The organism is Rivibacter subsaxonicus (assembly GCF_004217215.1).
GTDB classification, from domain to species: Bacteria; Pseudomonadota; Gammaproteobacteria; order Burkholderiales; family Burkholderiaceae_C; genus Rivibacter; species Rivibacter subsaxonicus.
On record NZ_SHKP01000007.1, the window covers coordinates 470,212 to 490,283 of the forward strand.

The 20,072-nt window shown below is 69.4% G+C and carries 15 protein-coding genes; 9 read left to right on the plus strand and 6 right to left on the minus strand.

Going from position 1 to position 20,072, the window contains the following annotated elements; all coding sequences use genetic code 11:
• Positions 1 to 44: 44 nt before the first annotated feature.
• Positions 45 to 1,124 carry an NAD(P)-dependent oxidoreductase gene (locus EV670_RS15525; protein WP_130433697.1) on the plus strand — a complete coding sequence of 360 codons (1,080 nt, stop codon included), beginning with the start codon at positions 45 to 47 and terminating at the stop codon, positions 1,122 to 1,124.
• Here EV670_RS15525 and EV670_RS15530 read toward each other — a convergent pair.
• From EV670_RS15530 to EV670_RS15545, 4 genes are all read right to left on the minus strand, one after another.
• Positions 1,078 to 3,912, minus strand: coding sequence for a valine--tRNA ligase (locus EV670_RS15530; RefSeq protein WP_130433699.1), 2,835 nt, complete (start codon positions 3,910 to 3,912; stop codon positions 1,078 to 1,080). The genes EV670_RS15525 and EV670_RS15530 overlap by 47 nt on opposite strands.
• 98 nt (positions 3,913 to 4,010) lie before the next feature.
• Positions 4,011 to 5,288, minus strand: coding sequence for an arginine deiminase (gene arcA, locus EV670_RS15535; protein WP_423213586.1), 1,278 nt, complete (start codon positions 5,286 to 5,288; stop codon positions 4,011 to 4,013).
• On the minus strand, positions 5,288 to 6,718 hold the full coding sequence (locus tag EV670_RS15540) for a basic amino acid/polyamine antiporter (protein ID WP_130433703.1): 1,431 nt from the start codon (positions 6,716 to 6,718) through the stop codon (positions 5,288 to 5,290). Before EV670_RS15540 ends, arcA begins: the two co-directional genes overlap by 1 nt.
• A gap of 107 nt (positions 6,719 to 6,825) precedes the next feature.
• Complete coding sequence (locus tag EV670_RS15545) at positions 6,826 to 7,803, minus strand: GMP reductase (RefSeq protein WP_130433705.1); 978 nt, start codon at positions 7,801 to 7,803, stop codon at positions 6,826 to 6,828.
• A gap of 189 nt (positions 7,804 to 7,992) precedes the next feature.
• Here EV670_RS15545 and EV670_RS15550 point away from each other — a divergent pair, with 189 nt between their 5' ends.
• Complete coding sequence (locus tag EV670_RS15550) at positions 7,993 to 8,274, plus strand: hypothetical protein (protein WP_130433707.1); 282 nt, start codon at positions 7,993 to 7,995, stop codon at positions 8,272 to 8,274.
• Here EV670_RS15550 and EV670_RS15555 read toward each other — a convergent pair.
• Positions 8,268 to 9,128, minus strand: coding sequence for a hypothetical protein (locus EV670_RS15555; protein ID WP_165393322.1), 861 nt, complete (start codon positions 9,126 to 9,128; stop codon positions 8,268 to 8,270). The genes EV670_RS15550 and EV670_RS15555 overlap by 7 nt on opposite strands.
• On the opposite strand from EV670_RS15555, the gene EV670_RS15560 reads away from it, so the two are divergent.
• Positions 9,018 to 11,456 (plus strand): UvrD-helicase domain-containing protein, encoded by a 2,439-nt coding sequence (locus EV670_RS15560; protein ID WP_130433711.1) that lies wholly within the window; start codon positions 9,018 to 9,020, stop codon positions 11,454 to 11,456. The genes EV670_RS15555 and EV670_RS15560 overlap by 111 nt on opposite strands.
• 168 nt (positions 11,457 to 11,624) lie before the next feature.
• Entirely contained in the window at positions 11,625 to 13,862 is a 2,238-nt protein-coding gene (locus EV670_RS15565; protein ID WP_130433713.1) for a PhoX family protein, read from the plus strand.
• Between the two features lie 85 nt (positions 13,863 to 13,947).
• Here EV670_RS15565 and rpsT read toward each other — a convergent pair whose 3' ends face one another.
• Entirely contained in the window at positions 13,948 to 14,244 is a 297-nt protein-coding gene (gene rpsT / locus EV670_RS15570) for a 30S ribosomal protein S20 (RefSeq protein ID WP_130433715.1), read from the minus strand.
• A gap of 132 nt (positions 14,245 to 14,376) precedes the next feature.
• Here rpsT and murJ point away from each other — a divergent pair, with 132 nt between their 5' ends.
• From murJ to pcnB, 5 genes are all read left to right on the plus strand, one after another.
• On the plus strand, positions 14,377 to 15,942 hold the full coding sequence (gene murJ / locus EV670_RS15575) for a murein biosynthesis integral membrane protein MurJ (protein WP_130433717.1): 1,566 nt from the start codon (positions 14,377 to 14,379) through the stop codon (positions 15,940 to 15,942).
• A gap of 58 nt (positions 15,943 to 16,000) precedes the next feature.
• Positions 16,001 to 16,858 carry a SirB1 family protein gene (locus tag EV670_RS15580; protein ID WP_130433719.1) on the plus strand — a complete coding sequence of 286 codons (858 nt, stop codon included), beginning with the start codon at positions 16,001 to 16,003 and terminating at the stop codon, positions 16,856 to 16,858.
• A 175-nt stretch (positions 16,859 to 17,033) separates the two neighbouring features.
• Positions 17,034 to 17,768, plus strand: coding sequence for a DnaA regulatory inactivator Hda (gene hda / locus EV670_RS15585; protein WP_423213587.1), 735 nt, complete (start codon positions 17,034 to 17,036; stop codon positions 17,766 to 17,768).
• Positions 17,765 to 18,439 (plus strand): histidinol-phosphatase, encoded by a 675-nt coding sequence (locus tag EV670_RS15590; protein WP_130433721.1) that lies wholly within the window; start codon positions 17,765 to 17,767, stop codon positions 18,437 to 18,439. Before hda ends, EV670_RS15590 begins: the two co-directional genes overlap by 4 nt.
• Complete coding sequence (pcnB, locus tag EV670_RS15595; protein WP_130433723.1) at positions 18,436 to 20,052, plus strand: polynucleotide adenylyltransferase PcnB; 1,617 nt, start codon at positions 18,436 to 18,438, stop codon at positions 20,050 to 20,052. The genes EV670_RS15590 and pcnB overlap by 4 nt, the downstream gene beginning before the upstream one ends.
• Positions 20,053 to 20,072: the final 20 nt, after the last annotated feature.

Below are 20,072 nucleotides of genomic sequence, written 5' to 3' on the forward strand. Positions count from 1 at the left end.
GGCTGCCTGCGTGCAGCATGTGCTCGCACCGTGGAACAGTTCACATGGATCTACTGATTGCAGAGCCCATCGAGGCGCCCGTGCTGCAGTGGCTTGAGTCACGCCATCGTGTGCAGTACGCGCCCGAGCTGGCGCACGACGCGCGCGCGCTGCGGCAGTCGCTGTTCAACGTGCGGGCGGCGCTGTTGCCGAGCACGGTCCGGGTCGACGAGCAGTTGCTGGCCTTTGCGCCGGTGCTGTCGGTGGTGGCGCGGGTCGGTGTGGGCCTCGAGAACCTCGACGTCGAGGCCTGCGTTAGGGCCGGCGTCGAGGTGGTCCGAGGCGCCGGCGCGACCGCGGCGGCCGAGGCCGAGTTCCTGCTGGGGGCGGTGCTGGCGTTGCTGCGTGGAATCGACCCGCACCTGCCGCGTCCGCCGGTACCGCGCGAACTGGCGGGTGCCACGGTTGGATTGATCGGCCTGGCGCCGGCCTCGCGTCCGCTGTCGGCCATGCTCAGCGGCTTCGGCTCGCGGCTGGTCGGCTACGACCCGTCGGTTCATGCAAGCGATCAGCTCTGGGGCCGTTGGCGCGTCGAGCCGCTGCCGCTGCAGGAACTGCTCCAGAGCGCCGACGCGGTCTGCGTCCAACTGCCGTGGTACTCGCGCTATCAGGGCCTGATCGGCGAGCGCCACCTCGGACACTGCAAGCCGCAGCAGCTGATCGTCAGCACCTCGCATGCCGCGCTGTTCGAGCTCGAGGCCCTGGCCCAGGCGCTGCGTTCGGGCCGGGTGGCGGCCGCCTGGCTCGACAGCATCGACCTCGGCCTGTTCGAGCCCGGACGTCCGCTATGCGGCGTGCCCAACCTTGTGACCACGGCCCGGCTGGCCGGCCGCACCGTAGAAGCTCGCGAGCGGGCGGTCTGGACGGTGGCGCAGCAACTCGACGAACTGCTGTCGCAGACGACGCCGGGGCCGCGCGAACGGCGCGGCGGTGGCCCGGTCTCGGGGCCGATGCCCTTCGAGGGCGCTGCCGGAGCGGCGGCTGAGCCGCTGCCGGTGCCCGAGGCCAGGGAGTTGCGGGCGAGCGTCGACGAGCCGCCTACAGACGCGCCCGCTGCGAGCGGACCCGCTCCAGGGTCGCGCTGAATTCGGCGACGCGGGCCCGCTCCTGCTCCACGACGGCAGGCTTGGCTCGTGCGACGAAGCTCTCGTTGCCGAGCTTGGCCTCGGCCTTGGCGATCTCGGTCTCGAGGCGCAGGATTTCCTTGTCGAGCCGCAGGCGCTCGGCTTCGACGTCAATCTCGACCTTGAGCGCGACCCGTGCCGCGCCGACCACCGCCACCGGTGCGGCCGAGGTGGCGGCGGCAAATGCGGCCTCATCGGCCACCGCCTGCACCTCGGCCAGCTTGGCCAGCACCTTGAGCAGCGGTGCGGCCTGCGCCATGAAGGCCTCGTCGCCGATTACCACCAGTGGCACGCGCTCGGCAGGCGACAGGCCCATTTCGCCGCGCAGGTTGCGGCAGGCGCCGACCAGGGTCTTGAGCTTGTCCATCCAGGCGATGGCCTCGCCATCGATGCGCTCCGGCTGCGCCACCGGATAGGCGGCATGGGCCAGCAGTGCGTCGCTGCCATCGGCCTTGCGGCCGGCGACCACCGCCACCGTCTGCCAGAGCTCTTCGGTGACGAAGGGCGTGATCGGGTGCAGCAGGCGCAGCACCGTTTCCAGCACGCGGATCAGCGTGCGGCGCGTGGCGCGCTGCTGCGCTTCGCTGCCGTTCTGGATCTGGACCTTGGCGATCTCGAGGTACCAGTCGCAGTACTCGTCCCAGACGAAGCCGTAGAGCGCCTGCGCGACCAGGTCGATGCGGTAGTCGGCAAAGCCTTGCGCCACCGCGGCTTCGACCTTCTGCAACTCGCTCGTGATCCAGCGGTCGGCCGGCGAGAACGACAGATAGCCATGGGCCGGCCCGCCCGGCTGGCACTCGGCCTTGGTGTGCTCTTTCAGTCCGCAGTCCTGGCCCTGGGTGTTCATCAGGACAAAACGGGTCGCGTTCCAGAGCTTGTTGCAGAAGTTGCGGTAGCCCTCGCAGCGCTTGGTGTCGAAGTTGATGTTGCGTCCGAGACTGGCGTAGCTGGCCATCGTGAAGCGCAGTGCGTCGGCGCCATAGGCCGGCATGCCGCTCGGGAACTCCTTCTCGACGCGCTTGGCCACCTTGGGTGCGGTCTCCGGCTTGCGCAGCCCGGTGGTGCTCTTGTGGATCAGCGTCGGCAGATCGACACCCTCGATCAGGTCGACCGGGTCGAGCACGTTCCCTTCGGACTTGCTCATCTTCTTGCCTTCGCTGTCGCGCACCATGCCGTGGATGTAGACGGTCTCGAAGGGCACGCGGCCGGTGAAGTGGCTGGTCATCATGATCATCCGGGCGACCCAGAAGAAGATGATCTCGTAGCCGGTCACCAGAACGCTGCTGGGCAAAAAGGCCTTGAGCTCCGGCGTCTCGTTCGGCCAGCCGAGCGTCGAGAAGGGCACCAGTGCCGAGGAGTACCAGGTGTCGAGCACGTCCGGGTCGCGCGTCAGCTCGCCCGCATAGCCGGCGGCAGTCGCCTTGACGCGCGCCTCGGCCTCGTCGCGGGCGACGAAGATCTGGCCTTCGCTGCCGTACCAGGCCGGGATCTGGTGACCCCACCAGAGCTGGCGGCTGATGCACCAGTCCTGGATGTTCTTCATCCACTGGTCGTAGGTGTTGACCCAGTTCTCGGGCACGAACTTCACCTGGCCCGAGCCGACCGCGTCGATCGCCTTCTGCGCGATGCTCTTGCCATCAGGGCCAGCCTTGCTGACGGCGACGAACCACTGGTCGGTCAGCATCGGCTCGATGATCTGCCCGGTGCGTGCGCAGCGCGGCACCATCAGCTTGTGCTTCTTGACTTCGACCAGCAGGCCAAGCGCCTCGAGGTCGGCCACGACCTTCTTGCGAGCAACGAAGCGGTCGAGGCCGCGATAGGCCTCGGGCGCGTTGTCGTTGATCGTGGCGTCGAGCGAGAGCACGCCGATCATCGGCAGGCCATGACGCTGGCCGACCGCGTAGTCGTTGGCATCGTGCGCCGGCGTGACCTTGACGACGCCGGTGCCGAACTCGCGATCCACGTAGTCGTCGGCGATCACCGGGATCGTGCGGCCGGTCAGCGGCAGCGTCACCTGATGGCCGTGCAGCGCGGTATAGCGCTCGTCCTCGGGATGCACCATCACGGCGACGTCGCCGAGCATGGTCTCGGGCCGCGTGGTGGCGACCACCAGCGAACCCGAGCCGTTGGCGAGCGGGTAGCGGATGTGCCAGAGGAAGCCGTCTTCCTCCTCGCTCTCGACCTCGAGGTCCGAGACGGCGGACTTGAGCACCGGGTCCCAGCTCACCAGCCGCTTGCCGCGGTAGATCAGGCCCTGCTCGTGCAGGCGCACGAAGGTTTCGGTGACGGTGGCCGAGAGGCCCTCGTCCATCGTGAAGTACTCGTGGTCCCAGTCGACGCTGGCGCCGACGCGGCGCATCTGCTGCGTGATGGTCGAGCCCGACTGCTCCTTCCACTCCCAGACCCGGGCCACGAAGTTCTTGCGGCCGAGGTCGTGGCGGCTGATGCCCTGCTGCTGCAGCTGGCGCTCGACGACGATCTGGGTCGCGATGCCGGCATGGTCGGTGCCCGGCACCCACAGCGTGTTGTGGCCGCGCATCCGGTGGTAGCGCGTCAGCGCGTCCATGATGGTCTGGTTGAACGCATGGCCCATGTGCAGCACCCCGGTCACGTTGGGCGGCGGCAGCTGTATCGAGAACGATGGCTTGCCGGCGTCCAGCGTCGGCGCAAAGGCGTGGCGCTGCTCCCAGGCGGCGGCCCAGCGGGCCTCGATCGGGCCGGGTTCAAAGGACTTGGCGAGTTCGGTCATGGTGGGCTCAAAAGCGATGCGGCGCCCGGCCGCGAGGGCGAGGGCGCCGCAGAGGGGCCGCGGTGCGGCCCTCTGGCAGGGCAGATTTTACGAGCCGCTCAGAAGTCGACCGCGTCGCGGCTGATCGGGCAGGTCATGCAATGGCCGCCGCCGCGGCCACGGCCGAGTTCGGCGCCGACGATGGTGATGACCTCGATGCCGGCCTTGCGCAGCAGCGTGTTGGTGTAGGTGTTGCGGTCGTAGGCATAGACCACGCCCGGCGAGGCGCAGACCAGGTTGGCGCCGCTGTCCCACTGGGTGCGCTCGCGCTGGTAGTCGCTGCCGCCAGCCTCGACCACGCGCAGCTTCTTCAGGCCCAGTGACTCGGCCACCACGTCGACGAAGGGTTTCTTTTCTGCGTGCAACTCGATACCGCTCGGGTGGCTGCTCGGCCGGTACGAGAAGGTGCGGGTCTGGTTCATGAAGTCCGGCGCGAGCAGCACACAGTCGCGGTCGGCAAAGGTGAACACGGTGTCGAGGTGCATCGCGGCGCGAATCTTGGGCATCGCGGCGACGATCACGCGTTCGGCCGCACCCTTCTTGAACAGCGTGGCCGCGAGCTGGCTGATGGCCTGGCGCGAAGTGCGCTCGCTCATGCCGATCAGCACCACGCCCTTGCCGATCGGCATCACGTCGCCGCCCTCGAGCGTGGCCTGGCCATGGTCCTGGGTCGGATCACCCCACCAGACATTGACCTTGCCGGCAAAGTCGGGATGGAACTTGTAGATCGCGGTCGTGAGGACCGTTTCCTCGTGCCGGGCCGGCCAGTAGAGGGGGTTGAGCGTCACGCCGCCGTAGATCCAGCAGGTGGTGTCACGGGTGTAGAGCGTGTTCGGCAGCGGCGGCAGCAGGTACTCGGTGACGCCGGCGGCATCGCGCACGACCGAAAAGGCCTTGCCGCCCACCGACTCCGGGAACTCGTTGGTCGACAGGCCGCCGATCAGATGCTCGGCGAGCATACGGTGGTCCAGGCCCTCGAGGTAACTGCGCAACTCGTCGATGAAGCCCAGGCCGACCTGGTTGGGCACGATCTGGTTGTCGAGAATCCACTTCTTGCCTTCGGGCACCGCGACCGTCTCGGCCAGCAGGTTGTGCATCTCGACCACGTCGATGCCGCGGTCGCGCATCTTGCTGACGAAGTCGAAGTGATCGCGCTTGGCGTTCTCGACCCACAGCACATCGTCGAACAGCAACTGGTCGCAGTTGGACGGCGTCAGCCGGCTGTGTGCCAGGCCGGGCGCACAGACCATCACCTTGCGCAGGGTGCCAACTTCGGAGTGCACGCCAAAGGCGGCGTTGGTTTTGGGCTCAGTCATCGAATTACCTCCGTACAGCATCAGATTGAAATCCGGCCCGTGATGAGCCCCTGCAAGGCGTAGATCGCACCGGCGACCGCCACCGCGAACACCACCCACTCGGCCGGCGTGAACAGCTGCTTGCCCTGTTCGCGCCGAGTCATGACGTAGAGGATCGTGCCCGGCGCATAGATCAGGAATCCGAGCACCATGAACTTCACGCCACCGGCAAACAGCAGGAAGATCGTGTAGGCCACCGCCAGCGCCGCGATGATCATGTCCTTGTTGAGGTCGGCCGGATCCTTGTCGTAGGTTTCGCGCTTGAGCACGAGCTTGAGCGCGAAGGCTGCCGCAAAGAAGTACGGAAACAGCGAGAGATGGCTGCACAGCGACAGCGCGAAGGTGAAGGCGTCGTCGGAGAACAGCGTGGCGACCAGCACGAGCTGGATCAGCAGCGAGGTCATCAACAGTGCCGTCGACGGCACCTGGTTCGCGTTCTCGCGCGCCAGGAAGGCCGGCATGTCGCCCTTCTTGGCGGCGATCGACAGCACCTCGGCCGCCATCAGCGTCCAGGCCAGGTAGGCGCCGAGCACCGAGACGATGACGCCGACGCCGATGAAGGCCGCGCCCCATTGGCCGACCGCCGCCGCCAGCACGCCGCCGACCGAAGGTTGTGTCAGTTGCGCCAGCTCGGCGCGCGGCAGGATGCCGTAGGACAGGATCGACACCGACGCGAATAGCGCGAGCACGCCGAGGAAGCCGGTCACGGTGGCGATGCCGACGTCTTCGCGGGTCTTGGCGAAACGCGAGTAGTTGCTGGCGCCTTCGATGCCGAGGAACACGAACACCGTCACCAGCATCGTGGCCTTGACCTGCTCGAACAGGTTGCCGTAGTCGCCCGAGTCGCCACCCCACAGATTGGCGACGAAGACATCGGGCTTGAAGGCAAAGATCACCAGCACCAGGAACACGATCAGCGGGATGATCTTTGCGATGGTGACGATCTTGTTGATCGCCGCCGCTTCCTTGGTGCCGCGCAGCACCATGAAGTGGAAGGCCCAGATGCCGATCGAAGAGATGCCAACCGCGATCAGCGTGTTGCCTTCGCCAAAAGCCGGGAAGACGCCACCCAGTGTCGACTTGATCAGCACCCAGTACGACACGTTGCCGACGCAGGCGCTGGCCCAGTAGCCGAAGGCCGAGAAGAAGCCGAGGTAGGGGCCGAAGCCGGCCCGCGCGTAGGCGTAGACACCGGCGTCGAGGTCGGGCTTGCGGTTGGCCAGGGTCTGGAAGACGAAGGCCAACATCAGCATGCCGGCGCCGGCGATGGCCCAGGCGATGAGGGCGCCAAAGACGCCGGTGGCCTGCGCGAAATTGCGCGGTATCGAAAAGACCCCGGCACCGACCATGCCGCCGACCACCATGGCCGTGAGGGTCATCAACGGAAGCTTCTGGGTATCCGAGTTGCTCATCCGGTCTCCGAGGTCCAGGCCCAAGCCGAGCCGGGGGCGACCTTAGCGGCAATCCCCGGGGCGGACAAGGCGACCGGCCCGCGGGCCGCCGGCCGCCGCCGGCCACCTCACATGAACAGGTGTTCGCCGGCGTTCTCGCCGCCGAGCACGACGTAGTTCACCTTGCGCAGATCGGCCAGCTGGTTGCCGCCAGAGTAGGAGATCGAGCTCTGCAGGTCTTCGCGCATCTCGCGCAGCGTGTCGGCCAATGCACCCTTGATCGGCTCGAGGATGCGCTTGCCCTCGACGTGCTTGTACTCGCCCTTGTTGAAGTCGGAGGCCGAGCCGTAGTACTCCTTGTAGCGCTTGCCGTCGACCTCGACGGTCTGCCCGGGTGACTCCTCGTGGCCGGCGAACAGCGAACCCACCATCACCATCGCGGCGCCGAAGCGCACGCTCTTGGCGATGTCGCCGTGGTGGCGGATACCACCGTCGGCAATGATCGGTTTGGTCGCGACGCGCGCACACCACTTGAGCGCGCTGAGTTGCCAGCCGCCGGTGCCGAAGCCCGTCTTGAGCCGGGTGATGCAGACCTTGCCGGGGCCGACGCCGACCTTGGTGGCGTCGGCGCCCCAGTTCTCGAGGTCGATCACGCCTTCGGGCGTGCCGACGTTGCCGGCGATCACGAAGGCCTTGGGCAGCTTGTGCTTGATGTGCTCGATCATCTTGCGCACGCTCTCGGCATGGCCATGCGCGATGTCGATGGTGATGTAGTCGGCGCCCACGCCCTCGGCGGCCAGGCGCTCGAGCACCTCCACGTCGGCGGCCTTGACGCCGGAACTGATCGAGACGAACAGGCCGCGCTCGCGCATGCGGCGCGCGAAGGCCACGTTGTCGAGATCGAAGCGGTGCATCACGTAGAAGTGGCCGCTGGTGGCCAGCGCGACGGCGATGTCCTCGTCGAGCACCGTCTTCATGTTGGCCGGCACCACCGGCAGCTTGAAGCGTCGGCCGCCGAACTCGACCGAGGGATCGCATTCGGCGCGGCTCTCGACGCGGCACTTGCGCGGCAGCAGCAGGATGTTGTCGTAGTCGAAGATTTCCATGGCATGAGGCCTCTGTACAGCTCGGGTGCCGCGTGGATCCGATCGGACCGGGCGCGGCGGCGCATCATCAAACGAGTCTACGCCGCCGCCCCTCTTCGGCGGGCCTCCTTCCGGCCGAGGGCAAGGGCGCTGCCATCGCCGAAGCTCATGACACACACGGCGCGGTTGTCCGGTGTCCAGGAGCAAGCGATGACCTCAGAAGCGAAGTTCGAGCCGCTGACGCGCGGCGAGCAGTTGCGGGCCGCGGCCTGCGGACTGGTGGGCGGCGGTGCGCTGGTCGTGGGCGTGCTGTCGGTCTTTGCCATCGGCGGCCAGTCGCCGTGGTTCGACGACGACTCGCAGTGGGCCGACGCGGCGCTGCGTTGCCAGGCCAACCCCTACAGCAGCCAGCGCCACCAGTGCCTGCGGACGCTGGCCGATGCGGCGGCGCTCGGCGCCTCTGCGCCGCGCCACGTGGCCGCAGGTCATTGAGCCGGCCGCTGCGCCTGGCCCGCCCGCCCCGGCCAGGGGCAGTTCTCGGCGGCGACGGCGATGATTCGCCCCTCGCGCGATTCGATCCAGGCACGTCCGCGCAGGCGCTGCGGCTGCGGCGTCTGCGGCACCCGCAGGGCCACCATCGGCACGGCGCCCGAAGCACTCGCGGTGGTGCCCGCCGCGAACGGTCCTGCCACCCCGCGCACCAGTTCACGCGCGATCGGCGTGCCATCGTCGCCGGCGGCGACCTGCTCGACGACAGCCAGCCAGACGCTGCTGCCCGCGGGAGCGCGGCCCGCCAAGCGGTACTGCAGCGCCAGGTAGCCGTTCCAGGCCGGCCCGGACTGCACCTCGAGCCGCAACGGCGCGCGCGTGCGCGCGATCGGCGTGCGCTGCTCGGCGCCCTGCCCGGGCAAGGGTGCACGGCCACCGCCGCGCGTGATCCGCTCGCCAGCCTCCCGCAGCGCGGCGACCGAGAGCGCGGCGTCCTCGCCGCTGGCCGCAGGCACGATCCAGTCGAACTGCCAGCGCCCGGCGCGCGCGTCTTCGGCGCCGCCAGCGGCCTGCCAACAGGCCTCGCAGTCCGCGGCCATGAAGCGCTCGACCACCTCGACGGGCGAGCGCGGACAGGCGAGCGCCGCTTGCGCCATGGCCGGCGCGCCCGCCAATGGCGACGACAGCAGCGCCAGTGCCAGCCGCGCGGCGCCAGGCGACAGTGAGCGCGCTCCTAGAATCGATGGATGCATGAGTTTGATTCTGTCGCACCGTCGGCACCCCACGCGACAGACCCGCGCCTGCTGGCGAACCTGAATCCAGAACAGCTTGCCGCCGTGACCCTGCCGCCGGGCCATGCGCTGATCCTGGCCGGCGCCGGCTCCGGCAAGACGCGGGTGCTGACCACGCGCATCGCCTGGTTGATCCAGACCGGCCAGCTCTCGCCCGGCGGCGTGATGGCGGTGACCTTCACCAACAAGGCGGCCAAGGAGATGATCGCGCGGCTGGGCACGATGCTGCCGGTCAACCCGCGCGGCATGTGGATCGGCACCTTCCACGGCCTGTGCAATCGCTTCCTGCGCGCGCACTGGAAGCTGGCCGCGCTGCCGCAGAGCTTCCAGATCCTCGACACGCAGGACTCGCTGTCGGCTGTGAAGCGCGTGGTCAAGGGCATGCAGCTCGACGAAGAGCGCTTCGTGCCCAAGCAGATCAGCTGGTTCATCGCCGCCAGCAAGGACGAGGGCCGGCGCCCGCGCGACGTCGCGGTGCACGACGAGCAGAGCCGCGTGATGCAGCAGGTCTACCAGGCCTACGAGGACCAGTGCCAGCGCGAGGGCGTGGTCGATTTCGCCGAGCTGATGCTGCGCACCTACGAGCTGCTGCGCGACAACGACCCACTGCGCGAACACTACCGGCGGCGCTTCCGCCACATCCTGGTCGACGAGTTCCAGGACACCAACCGGCTGCAGTACCTGTGGCTCAAGATGTTCGCCACGCCGCCCGATCGGGCGGCGTCGTCATCCTCGCCGGGTGACTCCGATGCCAACAGCGTGTTCGCGGTCGGTGACGACGACCAGAGCATCTACGCCTTTCGCGGCGCGCAGGTCGGCAACATGGCCGACTTCGAGCGCGAGTTCAAGGTGCGCGAGGTGATCAAGCTCGAGCGCAACTACCGCTCGTTCGGCAACATCCTCGATGCCGCCAACCACCTGATCAGTCACAACGAGCATCGGCTCGGCAAGAACCTGCGCACCGAGGCCGGACCCGGAGAGCCGGTGCGCGTCAACGAGGCGCCGAGCGACTTTGCCGAGGCGCAGTGGCTGCTCGACGAAGCCCGCTTCCTGCACCGCGAGGGCAGCCCGCGCAGCGAGATCGCGGTGCTCTACCGCAGCAACGCGCAGAGCCGGGTCATCGAGAGCGCGCTGTTCAACGCCGGCATTCCATACCGCGTCTACGGTGGCCTGCGCTTCTTCGAACGGGCCGAGATCAAGCATGCGCTGGCCTACCTGCGCCTGACCGAGAACCCGAACGACGACACCAGTTATCTGCGCGTCGTCAACTTCCCGGCGCGCGGCATCGGCGCACGCACGCTCGAACAACTGCAGGACGCCGCGCGCGCCAGCGGCCGCAGCCTGCACCAGAGCGTCGGTGCGCTCGGCGGCAAGGCCGGCGCCAACCTCGGTGCCTTCAACGCCATGATCGAGTCGATGCGAGAGGCGACTCACGGCCTCACGCTGCGCGAGATCATCGAGCACGTGATCGCCACCTCCGGTCTGGCCGATTTCTACAAGGCCGAGCGCGAGGGCGCCGAGCGGCTCGAGAACCTCGACGAACTGGTCAACGCCGCCGAGGCCTTCGTCACGCAGGAGGGCTTCGGCAAGGATGCGGTGGCGCTGCCGGTCGACGAAACGGCCGGGCCGGGAACCATCGCCGACGGCTTGCCGCAGGCGGTGGCCGCGGTCGACTTCACGCCCGACGCCGAGACCGGCGAGATCATGTCGCCGCTGGCGGCCTTCCTGACCCATGCCGCGCTCGAGGCCGGCGACAACCAGGCCCAGGCCGGGCAGGACGCGGTGCAGCTGATGACGGTGCATGCCGCCAAGGGGCTCGAGTTCGACAACGTCTTCATCACCGGTCTGGAAGAAGGCCTGTTTCCCAACGAGCGCGCGCTGGCCGACGCCGACGGCCTGGAGGAAGAGCGGCGCCTGATGTACGTGGCGATTACGCGGGCTCGCAAGCGGCTGTGCCTGAGCTTCAGCCAGACCCGCATGCTGCACGGCCAGACCCGCTACAACGTCAAGAGCCGCTTCCTCGAGGAGCTGCCCGAGGCTGCGCTCAAGTGGCTGACGCCGAAGAACCAGGGCTTCGGTTCGGGTTTTGCGCGCGAGTACCAGCAGGCCTGGCAGCGCGGCTCGGGGCTGGGCTCGATGGTCGGCGCCGGCCGGGTCGAATCACCGCCGGCCTGGGCGACGCCGAAGACGCGCGAGCTCACGGTCGAGAGCCCGGCGGCAAGCGGAGCGCTCACGCTGCGCGTCGGCAAGAGCGTGTTCCACACCAAGTTCGGCGAGGGCGTGGTCGTCACGCTCGAGGGCAGCGGTGCCGACGCGCGCGCGCAGATCAACTTCGGCCGCCATGGCATGAAGTGGCTGGCGCTGGCGATCGCCAAGCTCACGCCGATCGACTGAGCAGCGATCGGTGACGGCGGCCGACAGCGGCCGCCGTCACCGATCGTTCATGGCGGCGCCACAGGCGTTTCATCAGCGATTTCTACGCTTCCTGGGTTTCGTCGGCCGCGGTTGGCCGATCGATGCCACCCCGCCTCGCCTTGACGGCGAGCAGCCAGGAAGCAGTGAATGAACAAGCCAGTCGACTTTCCGATCCGCGGTTTCGAGGCCGACCACGAGATCACCAACACCAGCGGCAACGCGAGCCTGATGGAAGTGCTCGACGCGCGCCTGAGCCGGCGCTCGGTGCTGCGCGGCGGTATCGGCGGCGCGGCGACGGCCGTGCTGGGTGGCTTCAGCGTCGCGGCATGCGGCGGCGGCGACGATCCGGCGCCGGCGACACCGGCGCTGCCACCGCCCACCGCGCAGGGCTTCTCGCCGGTGACCACGCTGGGCTTCACGCCCGTCGCCAAGAGCCTGGCCGACGCGGTCGTCGTGCCCGCCGGCTACACCGCGAGCGTCATCTACGCGCTGGGCGACCCCCTGACGGCCGCGACACCGGCCTTCAGGAACGATGGCACCGACGCCGACTACGACAACCGGGCCGGCGACCACCACGACGGCATGGAGTACTTCGGCCTCTCGGCCAGCGGTGCGCGCGAGGCCGGCAGCAACGAACGCGGCCTGCTGGTGATGAACCACGAGGCGCTGACCGACCACTTCCTGCATGTCTCCGGCAGCTCGGCGCGGCCGCGTCCGGCCGCCGAGTCCGACAAGGAGATCCCGGCCCACGGCGTCTCGGTGGTCGAGGTCCGGAAGAACGGCAGCACCTGGTCCTATGTGCAGGACTCGAGCTTCAACCGCCGCATCACGCCGCTGACGCCGGTGGAACTCTCCGGCCCGGCGCGCGGCAACACGCTGATGAGGACCCGCTATTCCCCGGCTGGCACCGGCGGCCGCGGCACCATCAACAACTGCGGCACCGGCTACACGCCGTGGGGCAGCTTCCTGACCGGCGAGGAGAACTGGGCCGGCTACTTCACCCGTGGCGCCGCCGACGACGCGGCTCGCGCCGATCGCAGCGTCGTCTCGCTGCAGCGCTACGGCCGCACGCAGGGCGCCGCCAGCCGCCACGGCTGGGAAAGCAGCGGTGCCGACGACAGCTACGCGCGCTGGAACATCGGCAAGCTCGGCAGCTCCGCCTACGGCACCGACGACTACCGCAACGAGCTCAACACCTTCGGCTACATCGTCGAGATCGATCCCTACGACAAGAGCGCGTCGATCCGCAAGCGCACCGGCCTAGGCCGCTTCGCGCACGAGAGCGCGAGCTTCGGCAGGCTGGTCGCGGGCAAGCCGCTGGCCGTCTACATGGGCGACGACTCGCGCGGCGAGTACATCTACAAGTTCGTCTCCAACGCCAACTGGGATGCGGCCGACCTGAACCCGGCCAATCGCATGGCCGCCGGCGACAAGTATCTCGACAACGGCCGGCTCTACGTGGCCAGGTTCAACGCCGATGGCACCGGCGAGTGGATCGAGCTGAGCATCGCCAACGCCGCGATCGCCGGCTACGCGGCCTATGCCTTCGCCGACCAGGGCGACGTGCTGATCAACGCGCGCCTCGCCGCCGATGCCGTGGGTGCGACCCGCATGGACCGGCCCGAGTGGTGCGCGGTGCACCCGACCAGCGGCGAGATCTACTACACCCTGACCAACAACAGCAGCCGCACCGTCGCCACGCTCGACGCCGCCAACCCGCGCGCCTACAGCGACCTCAAGGGCGCGTCGACCACGCCGCAGAGCGGCAACGTCAACGGCCACATCCTGCGCATGGCCGAGGCGGGCGGCGAGGCGGCGGCGAGCAGCTTCACCTGGGACGTTTACCTCTTCGGCGCGCAGTTCGATGCCGACGCCGCCCGGGTCAACCTGTCGGCGCTGACCGCCGACCAGGACTTCTCGAGCCCCGATGGCCTCTGGTTCAGCCGCAGCACCGGCCTGTGCTGGATCCAGACCGACGATGGCGCCTACACCGACGCCACCAATTGCATGATGCTGGCCGGCGTGCCGGGCAACGTCGGCGATGGCGTGAAGACCACGCTGAGCTACACCAAGGCCGACGGCACGACGCTGGACGTGGCGACCTACATCGGCAAGAAGCCCTCGGCCGACACGCTGCGGCGCTTCCTGGTCGGTCCGGTCGACTGCGAGATCACCGGCTGCGCCGAGACCCCCGACGGCCAGACGCTGTTTGCCAACATCCAGCATCCGGGCGAGACGATCTCGGCGGCCAACGTGGCGGATCCGGGCAAGTACCTCAGCCACTGGCCGGGCAATGCCGGCTACGGCGCCGGTGGCGCTACGGCCCGGCCGCGCTCGGCGACGGTCGCGATCGTCAAGACTGGCGGTGGTCGCATCGGCACCTGAAACGCGAAGGGCACCACGCGGTGCCCTTCAGACCAACGAAAAGGGCTCGCACTGCGAGCCCTTTTCTCATCACCCGGAACAGTCTTCAGGCGCCGAGCGCCTTGACCTTGGCCGACAGGCGGCTCTTGTAGCGAGCGGCCTTGTTCTTGTGGAAGATGCCCTTCTCGGCGATCTGGTCGATCGTCTTCTGGGCGGTCTTGAAGGTGGTGGTGGCTTGCGCCTTGTCGCCGCCGGCGACGGCCTTCAGCACGCTCTTGATCGCGGTGCGGAACTTCGAGCGCAGCGAACTGTTGGCGGCGTTGAGGACGACGTCCTGGCGCGCGCGCTTGAGGCCCGACGCGGTGCGGACCGTCTTCTTCTTGGCTTTGGCAGAGGTGGCCATGGAATTGGGGGTTTATCCGGGTGGAAAGCCTTCGAGTATAGCAGGGTCTCCGAAGGCACGCCAGTCGACCGCATCGGAGGTTAGTAGGCACTTTCTATAATCAGCCGCCCAACGATCCAAGAACAACAAGCGATGAACCTGCTGCGTGCCGCCTCCGTCGTCTCCGTGCTGACGCTGGCGTCGCGCATCACCGGACTGGTTCGCGAGCAGATCGTCGCCGCGCTGTTCGGTGCCAGCGTGATGACCGACGCCTTCAACGTCGCGTTCCGCCTGCCCAACCTGCTGCGCCGGCTGTTCGCCGAGGGCGCCTTCGCCCAGGCCTTCGTGCCGATCCTGGCCGCCACCCGCGAGCGCGACGGCGACGCCGCCACCCGCACCCTGGTCAACGCGGTCGCCACGGTGCTGTTCTGGGTGCTGCTGCTGACCAGCGTGCTCGGCGTGCTGGCCGCGCCCTTGCTGGTGTGGCTGATCGGCGCCGGCCTGCAGCGCAGCGGTGGTTTCGATGCCGCGGTCGTGATGACGCGGATCATGTTCCCGTACATCGGCTTCATGTCGCTGGTGGCGCTCTCGGCCGGCGTGCTCAACACCTGGCGCCGCTTCGCGGTGCCTGCCGTGACGCCGGTGCTGCTGAACCTGGCGGTGATCGGCGCCGCGCTCTGGTTCGGTCCGTGGTTCGAGCGCGTCGGCGTGGCGCCGATCTACGCGCTCGCGGTCGGCGTCATGCTTGGCGGCGTGCTGCAGCTGGCGCTGCAGGTGCCGGCGCTGCTGCGCATCGGCATGCTGCCGCGGATCGGCCTGTCGCCGGCGGCGGTGCGCGCCGCCTGGCACAGCGATGGCGTGCGTCGCATCCTGCGGCTGATGGCGCCGGCGGTGCTCGGCGTCTCGGTCGCCCAGATCTCGCTGCTGATCAACACCCAGATCGCGACCCAGGTCGGGCCCGGTGCCGTCTCGTGGCTGACCTACGCCGACCGGCTGATGGAGTTTCCGACCGCGCTGCTCGGCGTCGCGCTCGGCGTGGTGCTGCTGCCGCAGCTGTCGGCGGCGCAGGCGCGCGGCGACGCGGCCTCGTTCTCGGCGATGCTCGACTGGGGCCTGCGCCTGGTGCTGCTGCTGGCGCTGCCCTGCGCCATCGCGCTGCTGGTGTTTCCGAGCGCGCTGACCGCGGTGCTCTACCAGCGCGGTGCCTTCAGTGCCGTCGACGTGGCGCAGACGGTGGCGGCGCTGCGCGGCTATGGCGTCGGCCTGCTCGGGCTGGTCGCGCTCAAGGTGCTGGCGCCCGGCTTCTACGCCAAGCAGGACATCCGCACCCCGGTGAAGATCGCGATCGGCGTGCTGATCCTGACCCAGCTGCTCAACCTGGTCTTCGTGCCGCGCTTCGGTCATGCCGGGCTGGCGCTGTCGATCGGTTGCGCGGCGCTGGTCAATGCGCTGCTGCTGCTGATAGGTCTGCTGCGGCGCGGCAGCTGGCGTCCGGCGCCGGGCTGGCCGCTGTTCCTGCTGCGGGTGCTGGCGGCCTCGACGCTGATGGGGCTGCTGCTGGCGTACGCGGAACACCGGCTCGACTGGGTCGCGCTCGGCAGCCACGAACTGCGGCGCGCCGGCTGGCTGGCGGCGGTGCTGGGCGCCGCGGCGCTGCTCTACTTCGGCAGCCTGCTCGCGATCGGATTGCGTCTGCGCCACTTCATGCGCCGCGCCTAGACGAGCGCGCCGGTCCCGGCTTTCCAGCGCCGGCGGCCGGTTCTACACTGAGGCCAGCATGACGATCACCGCGCTGACCCCGCTCGAGTACTTTGGCGCCCTGGTGGCCGAGGACGAGGGTTTCGCCCTGACCGAGGCCGCGGCCTCGGTCGCGCTCGACGAGCAGCCGCGCGTTGACATCCAGGGCGTGCTGTCCGACATCGACGCCCTCGCGGCCCGGCTCAAGGCGCGGCTGCCGGCCGACGCCGGCGCGCTGCAGCGGCTGCGGCTGCTCAACCGATTCTTCTTCCGCGAGCTCGGCTTCGAGGGCAACGTCAACGACTACTACGCCACCGCCAACAGCTACCTGCACGAGGTGCTGCGCACCCGGCGCGGCATCCCGATCTCGCTGGCGGTGATCTACCTCGAGATCGCCCAGCAGGTGGGGTTGACCGCGCGCGGCGTCTCGTTCCCCGGCCATTTCCTGGTCAAGGTGCGGATGCCGCAGGGCGAGGTCGTGATCGATCCCTTCTCCGGCCAGTCGCTGTCGCGCGAGGAGCTCGAGGAAAGGCTCGGCCCCTACAAGCGCAGCCAGGGTCTGACCGGCGACTTCGAGGTGCCGCTCGGCCTGTTCCTGCAGGCCGCCACGCCGCGCGAGATCGTCGCCCGCCTGCTGCGCAACCTCAAGGAGATCCACCGCAGCGGCGACGACTGGGCGCTGCTGCTGGCGGTGCAGGAGCGCCTGGTGCTGCTGCTGCCCGACGATGCCGAGGAGCGCCGCGACCGCGGCCTGGCGCTGGCCGAACTCGGCAACGCCGCCGCCGCCGCCGAAGACCTCGAGCACTACGTGGCGCGCGTGCCCAAGGCCGAGGACCGCGTCGCCATCGAGCAGCGGGTGGCCGAACTGCGCTCGGCAGGTCGGCCCCGGCTGCACTAGGCATCGCGCGCGCCAGGCCCAGCGGGCGGACCGGAGCCCGCCGCTAGAATTCGAACGATTGCCGGGTCTTGCCGGCCGTGTCGTGCTGCGCCTGGCGCCCGCGTGACACCCGGGCGGCGGCCGGTTTGCGCTGGCCGGGCCGAGCCCCCTGCGCCCCTCATCCGCTCGCCTCACCTTGGCTGATTCGCTGCTGACCTCCGCGCCCCTGACGCGCCAGATGCCGCTGGCGATCGCTCCGCAGCCCGCGCCCGCATTCGAGAACTTCATCGTCGGCAGCAACGCGGCCGCGCTGGCGGCGTTGCGTCGCCGCCCGCTGCCGCTGGCGCCCACCTATCTCTGGGGTGCGGCCGGCGCCGGCAAGACCCATCTGCTGCACGCGCTGGCGGCCGAACTGCGGCTCGCCAGCGGCGCCGCCGTCGGTGCCTTCGGCCCCGCGGTGACCGAGCCCTGGGCCTGGGACGAGCGCTGGCAGCTGGTGCTGATCGACGACTGCGACCGCCTTGACGCGGCCCAGCAACACGCCGCCTTTGCGCTCTTCGTCGAGGCCCAGGGGGCCGGCGTGCCGGTCGTCGCCGCCGGCCGGGTGCCGCCGGTCGACCTCGGCGTGCGCGAGGACCTGCGCACCCGTCTCGGCTGGGGCCTGGTGTTCCATGTCGAGCCGGTGGCCGAGGCCGAGGTGCGTGCGGCGCTGCGGCGCGAGGCCGACCGGCGCGGCCTGTTCCTGCCCGACGAGCTGATGAGCTACGTGCTGGTGCGCCATGCCCGCGACCTCGGCTCGCTGATGGGCCTGCTCGACCGGCTCGACCGCTATGCGCTCGAGCGCCAGCGCGCGCTCACCGTGCCGCTGCTGCGCGAGATGCTGGCGACCGAGGCGGCCGAGGCGCAGCAACCCCGGGCACCCACCGCATGAACCTCTGCCTGTTCGACCTCGACCACACCCTGCTGCCGCTCGACTCCGACCACAGCTGGGGCGAGTTCATGGTGCGCATCGGCTGGGCCGACCCCGCCGAGCACCGCGCCGGCAACGACGCCTTCTACGCCCAGTACCAGGCCGGCACGCTCGACGTGGCGGCCTACATCGAGTTCGCGACCCGGCCCTGGCGCGAGCGCCCGGCCGCCGAGCTGGCGCAGGTTCATGCGCGCTTCATGCGTGAGCTGATCGAGCCGGCGATCCTGCCGCCGGCGCTGGCGCTGGTGGCGCACCACCGCGAGGCCGGCGACCGCCTGGCGATCGTCACCGCCACCAACGACTTCGTCACCGCGCCGATCGCGCGCGCCTTCGACGTCGACACGCTGATCGCGGTCGAGCTCGAACGCGCGGCCGATGGCCGCTGTACCGGACGCGTTGCCGGCGTGCCCTCGTTTCGCGAGGGCAAGGTGGCGCGTGTCGAGGCCTGGCTGGCGGCCGACGGCGCCCGACTCCAAGACTTCGAGCGCGTGACGGTCTACAGTGACTCGCCCAACGACCTGCCGCTGCTCGAGATCGCCACCGACCCGGTGGCGACCAATCCTTCACCGGCCCTGGCCGTCGTTGCGCGCGAGCGCGGCTGGCGCGTGCTGAACTTGTTTAGTCCCTCATGATCAAGAAATTCATCGACAAGCTGCTCGGCCGCGACGAAGACGGCGCCAAGGCGCGCAAGGCCGCCGGCCCGGTCAAGGCGCGGCGGGTCGAGATCGGCCCGGACGAGCACCGCATCGACCCGAGCCTGCTCGACGAGCGCGCGGTGCGCGTCGTGCAGACGCTCAAGGAGGCCGGCTTCGAGGCCTACATCGTCGGCGGCGCGGTGCGCGACCTGCTGCTCGGCGTGCGGCCCAAGGACTTCGACGTCGCCACCAACGCCACGCCGGAGCAGGTCAAGGCCCAGTTCCGGCGCGCCTTCATCATCGGCCGCCGCTTTCGCATCGTCCATGTGGTGCACGGCCGCGGCCGCGAGCACGAGGTGATCGAGGTCTCGACCTTCCGCGCGGTGCTCGACGCCGCCACTGCAGAGCAGGTCAGCGGCAACGAGAAGACCAGCAAGAGCGAGCTTTCCGGCAAGTCGCACGTGGTCGACGCCGAGGGCCGCGTGCTGCGCGACAACGTCTGGGGTCCGCAGGACGAGGACGCCGCGCGCCGCGACTTCACCGTCAACGCGATGTACTACGACCCGCTGTCGCAGGTGGTGGTCGACTACTTCAACGGCCTGGCCGACGCCCGCAAGAAGGTGCTTCGGATGATCGGCGACCCGGTCGCGCGCTACCGCGAAGACCCGGTGCGCATCGTGCGCGCGGTCCGCTTTGCGGCCAAGCTGGGCTTTGCGATCGAGCCCAAGACGCGGGCGCCGATCCGCGAAATGTCGGCGCTGCTCGAGAACGTGCCGGCCTCGCGCCTGTTCGACGAGATGGTCAAGCTGCTGCAGACCGGGCACGCGGTGAAGTCGCTGGCCGAACTGCAGACGCAGCAGCTGATCGGCCGCGACGAGAAGAACCGCCCGCGCGGCGTGTTTCCGATCCTCGACGCGGTGCTCGACGGCATGGCCAGGGATCCGCAGTGCGAGCGCTTCGTGCAGCTCGCGCTGCAGGACACCGATCGCCGCGTCGGCGAAGACAAGCCGGTCGCGCCGAGCTTCCTGCTGGCCTGCCTGCTGTGGCACGAGGTTCTTGGCCGATGGCAGCAGATCCGCAGCCAGGGCGAGGCGCCGTTCCCGGCGCTGCAGGCCGCGATCGACGCGGTCTTCGATGCCCGCGTCGGCGACATCTCGGGCCGCGGCAAGCTCGGCGCCGACATGCGCGAGATCTGGTCGATGCAGCCGCGCTTCGAGCGCCGCCTCGGCAACAGCCCCTTCTCGCTGATCGAGCAGCCGAGGTTCAGGGCCGGCTTCGACTTCCTGCGCCTGCGGGCGGCGGTCGGCGAGGTCGACGAGTCGCTCGGCACCTGGTGGGAGGAGTTCTCCTCGACCAACGACGAGATCGAGCGGCGTGCGCTGCTCGACGCCGCGCGCGAGGCCAGCCGCAAGCACGAGCCGGCGCGGCGCGTGCCGAAGGTGCACAGCGTGCCGCGGGCCGCGCCGGCGGCCGCCGGCGACGCTGCCGAGGCCGATGCCGCGACAGCCGACGCCGCACCGGCCAAGAAGCGCCGCCGTCGGCGCCGCAAGCCGGCGGGCGAGGGCGCTGCGGTGGCCGCGGCCGGCGGCGAGCAGCACGACGCCGACTGATCGGCGGCGGGCCACTCCCT